We start from the raw sequence: 1,904 nt of genomic DNA on the forward strand, positions 1-1,904 counted from the left end.
CAACATCAAAAACAGGCTGCATAATCAATCACACAAACGAACCAGAGCCTCCAATGGTCAAGCCCCTCTGATGTTCCATTTTATATGACGACGGACATTTCATTCCTGAGCGAACGGGCGGCGAGATCGGCGAGGATCCGCTGGGCCGGGCGGACGTCTGCTGGCGCGGCGCCGTCGGCGCTTTTCCACCAGTAGTGGGCGAGAACGGCCTCGGTCCGGATCTCGGTGGCGCTCGGCACCTTGACCAGCCGGGATAGTCGATAAAGGTTGCGTGCGATTTTCGACGCCGGATGTCCCTTGTCGAGCAGGGCCTTGAGTTCAGGCGCTTGCCCAACCAGAATAGCGACCTCGGCCTCGGTCAATTCACTGACAAGGACGGGATGTACTCCTCCACACTCTGCAGTGATGGTGTCGTCGAGCCAAGGCTCGAAATCAGGGTTGGAAGCTGTGCGCGTGGTGACGATCACCGTGAAGCCAGGAATTGTACTGGCAGCGCGCAGCAGGTCGACGACTGTGCGCTGGTGACCGGGATCGGTGAACATGTCGAGGCTGTCGATGAAGATCATCGCTCCGCCGCTGGCGGCTAGGTCGGAAAGGAAATCGCTGGCGGTTCCCGAAATGCCGAGCGCCTGCGCGAATGCGATCCAACCGCCTGACGGTGTTGTTACGGGATCAAGCACGATGATCGGGGATTCCCGAGCGACGCGCTCAGCCAAATTACGCAACACCCAAGATTTGCCAACCCCCGGGCCGCCACGTACTTCGATGAAGTGGTGTGAGCCCGCAGCTTCGTCCAGCGCGGCGACCGCTTCAAACCGCGGTAGGTTCACGCCGGTGACCGTACTGCCGATGCTCGCCAATGTCATCTGCGCCATTTCAGCGATCTTGATGCGCGCGGGTCCATAGTCGCGATCACCGGCCAGCCGGAATCCGATTTCGACCAGCTTGCGCTTAAGCTCTTGGCGATCGATCGATCCGCCAATTGTGCCTGTCGCGATCGATAATTCTATTAGGGTGCGCCACAGCGCATCGGCCTGTCCAACATCCTCATCGGCGAGCATTTGTCGTGCCAACATCTGACCATGTGTTCGGGCGAGCGACACGCTCGATTCAAAATCAAATTCGAGGATCAGCAGCCGCCGCAGGATCCTCCAGATCGCTTCGTCATTGTCGGGAACGCCTCCGGCAACTAGGTTATTGCGCGTGGTTAACTCGAAATCGCGCATAACCTTGCTGGCCACGCCCTTGGCACTTAGCCGCTTGTAGAACTGGCCGCAGGTTTCGGCTGCCGCCGCCCATTTGAGCACGTCCTGATAAGCACCCGAGATATTGCGGCTGGTACGCTGGGTTGCGATCCCAACAAAATGCCGTTCCTCCGCGACCTCGGTCGAGTGGCTAAGCGCAATCTGCTCCGCCACCTCTCGGTACACTGTGTCTTTTGGCGCAAAGGTAATGTCTCGCTTTGACTGGATCTCAAGCAGAGCGTCACCCGACGGGCTGGCTCCATGGATAATTAGATCGTCAAGTTTGAAGCCGAGGTCCGTACCTTGGGATCGGACGCGGACAATCCGAGCGTTGGGCAGCCCATGCGCTGGGATGTGTGCAAGCATGGCTAAAAGGTAGAATGCGCCGAGCTCGCCTTCTATATAAGTCCCAGCACCGCCGCGCGACGCTGGGCTGGAGCCATGCTCCTCGATTTGCCTAGAAACCTTGTTCGTCATTACTACTTTATCGAGAGGAATTGGGTCGTAAGTCAACCGAATAGGGGGCTATTCGGTGATGAGGCGTTAGGACTAAATGACGCTTAAGTGTGCGTCGGCAGAGTTTTTGGGTCCAAAGGCGGCCTAAACTAAGTGAGAGTTTGGCTCATCTGGTTGGTTTGATTATGCGGCGCGTTGCCTGTG

At 57.8% G+C, this 1,904-nt stretch carries 1 protein-coding gene; it reads right to left on the reverse strand.

Features of this window, described 5'->3' with window-relative positions; genetic code table 11:
* Window positions 1–80: 80 nt before the first annotated feature.
* Window positions 81–1,721: an NACHT domain-containing protein gene (locus DL239_RS21285; protein WP_167686101.1), complete on the reverse strand. Its 1,641-nt coding sequence runs from the start codon at window positions 1,719–1,721 to the stop codon at window positions 81–83.
* Between the last annotated feature and the right edge of the window lie 183 nt (window positions 1,722–1,904).

The sequence above is a fragment of the Parasedimentitalea denitrificans genome (assembly GCF_011813015.1).
Classification (GTDB): Bacteria; Pseudomonadota; Alphaproteobacteria; order Rhodobacterales; family Rhodobacteraceae; genus Parasedimentitalea; species Parasedimentitalea denitrificans.